General features: G+C 75.4%; 6 protein-coding genes. 3 read left to right on the forward strand and 3 right to left on the reverse strand.

Annotation, left to right across the window (positions count from 1 at the left end; translation table 11 throughout):
* Positions 1-16: 16 nt before the first annotated feature.
* Complete coding sequence (locus BEP24_RS10255; RefSeq protein ID WP_065963013.1) at positions 17-619, forward strand: NAD(P)H-dependent oxidoreductase; 603 nt, start codon at positions 17-19, stop codon at positions 617-619.
* 25 nt (positions 620-644) lie between these two features.
* Here the strand turns inward: BEP24_RS10255 and BEP24_RS10260 are convergent, their stop codons facing one another.
* Genes BEP24_RS10260 through BEP24_RS10270 form a run of 3 tightly spaced genes read right to left on the reverse strand, consistent with a single transcriptional unit; the run spans position 645 to position 3,734 of the window.
* A complete protein-coding gene (locus BEP24_RS10260) occupies positions 645-1,313 on the reverse strand; it encodes a response regulator transcription factor (protein ID WP_065963015.1) in 669 nt (222 codons plus the stop codon).
* Positions 1,310-2,713 (reverse strand): histidine kinase, encoded by a 1,404-nt coding sequence (locus tag BEP24_RS10265; protein ID WP_065963016.1) that lies wholly within the window; start codon positions 2,711-2,713, stop codon positions 1,310-1,312. Before BEP24_RS10265 ends, BEP24_RS10260 begins: the two co-directional genes overlap by 4 nt.
* Positions 2,700-3,734 carry a type II CAAX endopeptidase family protein gene (locus BEP24_RS10270; RefSeq protein ID WP_083230274.1) on the reverse strand — a complete coding sequence of 345 codons (1,035 nt, stop codon included), beginning with the start codon at positions 3,732-3,734 and terminating at the stop codon, positions 2,700-2,702. Before BEP24_RS10270 ends, BEP24_RS10265 begins: the two co-directional genes overlap by 14 nt.
* Before the next feature lie 120 nt (positions 3,735-3,854).
* On the opposite strand from BEP24_RS10270, the gene BEP24_RS10275 reads away from it, so the two are divergent.
* Together BEP24_RS10275 and BEP24_RS10280 are read left to right on the forward strand one after the other, a co-directional pair.
* Positions 3,855-4,796, forward strand: a complete 942-nt coding sequence (locus BEP24_RS10275) for an NmrA family NAD(P)-binding protein (protein ID WP_065963018.1) — start codon at positions 3,855-3,857, stop codon at positions 4,794-4,796.
* An 11-nt stretch (positions 4,797-4,807) separates the two neighbouring features.
* Positions 4,808-6,247 carry an amidase gene (locus BEP24_RS10280; RefSeq protein ID WP_065963020.1) on the forward strand — a complete coding sequence of 480 codons (1,440 nt, stop codon included), beginning with the start codon at positions 4,808-4,810 and terminating at the stop codon, positions 6,245-6,247.
* The last annotated feature ends 286 nt before the right edge of the window (positions 6,248-6,533 follow it).

Genomic DNA, 6,533 nt, shown 5'->3' on the forward strand with positions numbered 1-6,533 from the left:
CTGGCAGGATCGAGGCGTGTCGACGCTCATCGTGACCGCCCACCCGGATCCTGACTCGCTGACGCTCGCCGTCGCCCACCGACTCCGAACGGCGCTCGACGCCGCTGGTGCGGGCCCGGCGACGATCGCGGACCTCGCCGCCGAGGGGTTCGACCCCCGCTTCACGGCAGCCGACCGGCACACCTACCGGACCGGCACCGACCCGGCGCCCGACGTCGCGGCGGAGCAGGCACGCCTCGACGGGGCGGACCACCTGGTGCTCGTGTTCCCGGTGTGGTGGTGGTCGGTACCGGCGCTGCTGAAGGGATGGCTCGACCGGGTGTTCGTGAACGGCTGGGCCTTCGGCGTCGGTCCGGACGGGCGCATCGACCGACGGCTCGGGCGCCTCACGGTGCACCTCCTGCCGATCGCGGGCGACGATGCCGGGGTGTACGAGCGGCACGGCTACGAGCGCGCACTCCGGACGCAGCTCGAGCACGGCGTGGTGGACTTCTGCGGCGCGGTGCGCGGGGCGACCGCGTTCGTCCACGAGTCCGAACACGAGGACCCGGCCGTGCGCGAGCATGCCGTGGCGGCCGCGGTCGAGCGGGTCGTCGCCGCGGTGCGCCCGTCCCCGTGACGCACTGCCGCCCACCTGCCCGCGGCTAGCCCTCCGGGACCGCCACGACGCGGTTCTGGTACGCCCACACCACGGCCTGCAGGCGCGACCGCACCCCGAGCTTCGGCAGCATCCGTGCCAGGTGCGACTTCACGGTGGAGACCTCGACGACGAGCTCCGCCGCGATCTCCTCGTTCGACATGCCCTGGGCCAGCAGCAGGAGCACGTCGCGCTCCCGGGCGGTGAGGACCTCGGCGGCACGGTCCCCGGTCACCGGCTGCAGGCTCCGGCGGGAGACGAACTCCCGCAGTACCCGCCGGGTCAGGGACTGGTCGATGGTGCCGTTGCCCGCCGCGACCTGCCGGACCGCGTCGACGATCACGTCGGGCTCGGCGTCCTTGAGCAGGAAGCCGGACGCCCCGGCCTCGAGCGCGCCGAACACCAGGTCGTCGAGGTCGAACGTCGTCAGCACCAGCACGGGTACCGCGGGGTCGGCACCGGGAGCGCAGAGCTCCCGGGCGACCTCGATGCCGTTCCGCACCGGCATCCGGATGTCGAGCACCGCGACGTCGGGCCGCGTGCTCCGCGCCAGGGCCAACGCCTCGCCGCCGTCGGCCGCGACGCCGACGACCTCGACGTCGGGCTCCGCGGCGAGCAGCGCCGACACCCCGGCGCGCACGAGCGGCTGGTCGTCCGCCACCAGGACCCGGATCACCGGCCCGCCTCCGCCTCGGAGCGGGGCTCGCGACCCAGGACGAGGGTCACCGCCCAGCCGCCGTCGTCGGTCGGACCGGTCTGGAGGCGCGCCCCGACCAGGTCTGCTCGCTCACGCATGCCACGCAGGCCGTTCCCGCCTGCTGCCGTGCTCCCCGACGCCGGTGCGGTGGGCGCCGTGTTCACGACACGGAGCGTCACCTGGTCGGCGTCGCGGTCGTCCACGGTCACGGTCACGCGCGCACCGGGAGCGTGCAGGGCGGCGTTCGCGAGGGCCTCCTGGACGGTGCGGTAGGCGGCGAGCTGCGCGAGCGGGCCGACGCCGTCTGCGAGCGGTGGTGTCCCGTCGCCGGTCGCACTCCTCGCGGTCGCGTCGTCGGCCGCGCGGGCGGGGGCGGGCAGGACCTCGAGGTGCACGTCGGAACGGTACCGTGCGCGCTCGACCAGGTCGGCGACGCCCGTCACGGTCTCGACGGCACGTTCGGCGGGGGAGTCGTCGCGGAGGAGCCCCACCAGGCGGCGGAGGTCCTCGAGCACCGCGGTGCTCTGCTCCCGGACCTGGCGGACGCCCTCGTGCGCGCCGGCCGGGTCGACGTCGATCTGCCGGTCGATGACCGCCGACATGAGGGCGATCCCGGACAGGTGGTGCGCGGCGATGTCGTGCAGCTCACGGGCCATCGCGGCACGCTCGCGGGAGACGGCCGCGTCGACCCGGGCGTCCTGCTCCCGGACGGCCGCGGAGGCCTCGGCGGCACGGGCGTCGGCCTCGGCGGTGCGGGCGTCCGCGGCGACCGCACGGGCCTCGGCCTCCGCGCGGCGGGCGGTGCGGACCTCGCGCCGGGACCGGACCACCAGGGCGACGACGAGCGGGATGCCGACGGCGCCGAGGGCCTGCAGCACGCCCTGGCCGGCCCCGTCACGGACCGCCTCGGCGAACTCGTCGCCGTGGGGGCCACTGCTGACGGCGACCCGGTGCCACCCGGTGCCGAGGGCCACGAACACGGCCGCGCCGACGAGGGCCGGCCAGGTGCGGACCAGCGGGGCCCGGAGGGCGGTGGTGACGACCGCCACGACCACCGGCAGCGCGGTGAGCCCGAACAGGTCGTCGACCTGCGGTACGGCGATCGCGGGCAGCAGGGGGAGCGCCGCGACGAGGAGCAGCACGGTCCGGGGTGCCCGTCGTGCCGCGAGCAGCACGGCGGACTGGGCGAGGAGCACGAGGGCGAACACGGTCCACGGCACGCTGCCCACCGGCGGGGCCGTCACCGGGGCGCCGAGCGTGTCCGGGTCGGCGGCGTCGAGGGGCGGCAGCCCGAGCAGCAGGCCGAGCGACACCACCGCGGTCAGGGCCGCGACGAGGACGTCGGTGCGCCGGCCGGCGCGGGGATCAGCGGGTGCCATCGTTCGATCCTACGAGGCGGGCGTCGGCCGACCCGGGCAGGTGATCCGCGCCTCCCGACCGGGGTCCCGACGGTCCCGGGTAGCCGAGCCGCCCGCGGGTGGCGACCACCAGCACGACCGCGGCCACCGTCGAGACGATCGCCAGGCCCTGCATCATCGTGCCCGCGGTCATCCCCGGGTACATGTCCGCCCACAGCGTCGAGATGGTGTTGTTCACCCCGACGTGCAGCAGCAGGGCGATCGGCAGGCTCTCGCCGGTGCGGTTGAAGACCCAGGTCATCACGACGTTGAAGGTGATGGTGAAGAGGGCGAACACGAGCGGCTCGCTCCAGTGCGCGTCCGGCCAGCCGCCCCAGTCGCTGAGGTACAGCGGCATGTGCCACAGCGCCCACAGCGGGCCGAGCACCGCCGCCGACCCGAGCGGGCCGAAGCGCTCCTGCAGACGGGGGAGGGCGAAGTCGCGCCAGCCGGGCTCCTCCGACAGGCCCGTCGAGAACACCTGGACGACCAGCCCGGGGACGAGCGCGAGCAGGGCCAGCGCGCTCGGTGCCTGCACCTGCCCGCCGGCGAACGGCAGCCCGGTCAGGACGACCAGCGCGGGCACCACGACGAGGGCCAGGGCGTACCAGCGCCACGACACCCGCCAGCGCCACAGCCGCCCCACCCAGCGACGCAGACCCGGACGGCCGTCGGCGAGGGCGGTCACGAGGAACGCGCTGCCGAGCGGGCCGAGGAGTGCGCCGGGCAGGATCCCGGTGAACTGCGCGGTCCCGAGGAACTCCGGGAAGTGCAGGTCCCACACACCGAGGCCGTGCGGGCTGAGGATGTACGGCACCCACGCGAGCCAGCTCAGACCGAGGGCCAGGACGGCGAAGGACAGCAGGGGGTGGCGGGCCACGAGGCCCCGGAGGCCCGGGTCGGCGGTGTGGTCGGTTCCGGTGGTCGGCCGGCCCGTCGTGTCGTCGGGCCCGGTGGTCGGCCGGCCCGTCCTGTTCGTGTGGTGATCGGTTCGGTTCGTCATGACGTCGACGCTAGGAAGCCGCGCGTCGCCGGACGACCGGCGGAGGGACGCACCGTGCAGGGTGCATCCGAAGGGTGCAAGCCCGGCCCGCGTCGGGTCGGGCTGCGTACCGTCGGGGACATGACCACCACCGTCCTCGTCGCCGGCGCCACCGGCGACCTCGGCACGCGCATCGTCCGTGCCCTCCTCACCCACGACGCCCACGTCCGCGTGCTCACCCGCTCGGCGTCGTCGCCCGCCGCGGCGCGGCTCGTCGCCGAGGCCGGCGGGGACGGTCCCACCGCGGGGGAGTCGCGGCTCTCGGTGGTGGAGGCGTCCTACGACGACCACGCCGCGCTCGTCACCGCGCTCGCCGGGGTCGACGTCGTCGTCTCGGCGGTCAGCGGCACCCGACCGGTCATCGTCGACGCGCAGACCGCGCTGCTCCGCGCCGCGGTGGACGCCGGGGTGCGACGGTTCGTGCCGTCCGACTACTCCGCCGACTACCGGTCCACCACCCCGGGGACGAACCGGAACTTCGAGCTCCGCCGCGAGTTCGCCGCCACGCTCGACGCCGCCCCGGTCCGGGCGACCTCGGTGTTGAACGGTGCGTTCACCGACATGCTCACGGGCCAGGCGCCGATGATCCTGTTCGGACGGCGCCGGGTGCTGTTCTGGTCCTCCGCCGACCAGGTGCTCGACTTCACCACCAAGGACGACGTCGCCCGCACCACCGCGCACGTCGCCCTCGACCCCGAGGCCCCGCGCGTCGTCGAGGTCGCCGGCGACCGCGTCACCGCACGCAGCGTCGCCGACACCCTGTCGCGCCTCACCGGCACCCGGTTCCGCACGCAGTGGGCCGGGACCACGGGCACCCTCTCCGCGATGGCACGCATCGGACGCCGCCTGTCCTCCGACGACCCCGCCGACCCCTTCCCCGCGTGGCAGGGCATGCAGTACTTCGTCACCATGTTCAGCGGCGAGGGGGAGCTCCACCACGTGCGCGACGACCGGTACGGCGACGAGCACTGGACCACGGTCCGCGACGTCCTCGCCGCCCACCTCGGCACCGACCGCGCCTAGGCTCGGGGACCGTGTTCGCACTCCACCACCTGTCCGCCCAGGAGCTCTGGGACTGGATCCGCCGAGGGGACGCCACCGCCCTCGAGGTCACCGACCACTACCTCGAGCGGATCGCCCGACTCGACCCGACGCTCGGTGCGTTCGTCACGGTGACCGCCGAGGACGCGCGCGACCGGGCCGCCCGGCTCGGCGAGCTCGTCCCGACGTCGCGACCGCTGTGGGGGATCCCCACGGGCGACAAGGACCTGTACGACCGCGCCGGCGTCCCGACCCGCAGCGGTTCCACCGCGCTCCCGGTCGTGCCCGCGACCGTCGACCACCCGCTCGTGTCGGCGCTCGCCGCGGCCGGGACCGTGAGCCTCGGCAAGACGTCGTCGCCCGAGTTCGGGATGTCCTCGTCCTCGGAGACGCGGTTCGGCGTGACCCGCAACCCGTACGACACCGAGCGGGCGCCCGGTGGGTCGTCGAGCGGGGCCGCGGTCGCTGTGGCGGCCGGACTCCTGCCCGCCGCGGTCGGCACCGACGGCGGCGGCTCCGTGCGGATCCCCGCGGCGGCGACGGGGCTCGTCGGGCTGAAGCCGAGCCGTGGCCGGGTGCCGTCGATGCCCGGTCGGAGCGGCCTGGGCGGGTTGGCCGTCGCCGGACCCATCACCCGCACGGTCGCCGACGCCGGGATGCTCCTCGACGCCCTCGTCGCGCCCACCGGGGTGCCCGAGCGCGTGCCGTACGCCCTCGTCACGCCCGAGGTCGGCGCGGGTCCGTTCACCGCGGCAGCCGTCCGGGGCGAGGGACGCTTCACGATCGGGGTCCTGGACGGGTCGCCCTGGGACGACACCGTCGACGTCGTGGTCGACCCGGCCGCGCGGGCCGCCGTCGAGACCGCCGTGCGCGTGCTCGGCGAGGTCGGGCACGGCGTGGAGGACCTCGCGATGCCGCGCCTGCCCTACGCCGACGCGTTCCGGGTGGCGTGGGAGTCGAGCGCCGCCGGGCTGCCCCGGGTGCCCGGCATCGACCTCACGCAGGCGACGCCGCTCGTGGCCTGGCTCGTCGAACGCGGACGGGCGCTGACCGCCACGCAGGTGCTCGACGCGATGGCCGCACTCGACGCGTTCTCGGTCGGGCTCGTCCGCGCGTTCGACCGGTTCGACGCCGTGCTCACGCCGACGCTCGCCCTGACGCCGAGGCCGCTCGGTTGGTACGGCGACGACCCCGAGGAGGACTTCCGCCGGCAGTGCGCCTACTCGCCGTGGACGTCGATGGCGAACGTGTCCGGGCTCCCGGCGATCACCCTGCCCGTCGGGACCACGGATGCCGAGCACCCCGACGGTGCCGGTCTGCCGATGGGCGTGCAGCTCATCGGCCGACCCGGCGGCGAGCGCGTCCTGCTCGCGATCGGCGCCCAGCTCGAGCGGCGCCTGCGCTGGCAGCGGCGGCACCCCGCCTGCTGGTGACGCGGCCACCCCACCGACCCGACCGTCGCCCGGCGACATCGCGGTCGTCGCACGACAGCGGCGGTGTCGCAGCATCCGCACGCATCGACCGCGTGTGGGGGAGTGCCGGGATCTGCGACACCGCGGACGTCGTACGACAGCGGCGGTGTCGCATCATCCGCGTGCATCGACCACGTGCGGGGGAGCGTCGGGTTCTGCGACATCGCGGTCGTCGTACGACAGCGGCGGTGTCGCACGACAGCGGCACCACGACGCCCCGACCCCGAACCCGCGCCCGCGCCGAGCC

This window comes from Curtobacterium sp. UCD-KPL2560 (genome assembly GCF_001705035.1).
Lineage (GTDB): Bacteria > Actinomycetota > Actinomycetes > Actinomycetales > Microbacteriaceae > Curtobacterium.